Consider the following 559-nt stretch of genomic DNA (forward strand, 5'->3'; position numbering starts at 1 on the left):
CGGCGAGATCACCGTCGCCTCCACAACCCAGACCCGCCTGGATGGCGGGACTGTATCGACCGTTGCCGATCCCGGTTCGGGCGGGCGCATCCTCCTCCTGGTGGGCGACCGGCTGATCCTGGAGAACGGGGGAGCGATCGGCAGCCGGATCGAAGGGGGCGTGGAAGGCGCGCAGGCAGGCTCGGTCGCCATCCAGGGCATCGACGGAGGCGATGGCGGCCCGGTCGTACTGGACGCCAGTTCGTTCATCGTCGCCGACGCCCCGAATGTCGGTGACGGCGGCACGATCCGGATCGCCACGGAGGGCCTGATCGCTCGGCCCGGCCAGATCGATGCCTCGGCGCGGCAGGGTAATGCCGGCACGGTCGCCACCACCTCGCCGCAGACCGACATCGTGTCGAGCTTTGCGGGACTGGAAGCCCAGGTAGCACCGGCCGACCGGCTGCTCGCGACCTCCTGCGATGCCCGCGAGGTGGCTTCCAGCCTAGTGGTGGGCGCGGTGCGGGGCGGCGAGGATGCGTTCGACCCGCGGCGGCCGCTGGGCAGCAAGGCCCAGGCG

The 559-nt window shown here is 71.6% G+C and carries 1 pseudogene; it reads left to right on the forward strand.

The features are described 5' to 3' along the window. Positions 1-559, forward strand: a pseudogene (locus EQG76_RS14955) (hypothetical protein); the annotation flags it as partial.

Source organism: Geminicoccus flavidas, from assembly GCF_009806515.1.
Taxonomy (GTDB): Bacteria; Pseudomonadota; Alphaproteobacteria; order Geminicoccales; family Geminicoccaceae; genus Geminicoccus; species Geminicoccus flavidus.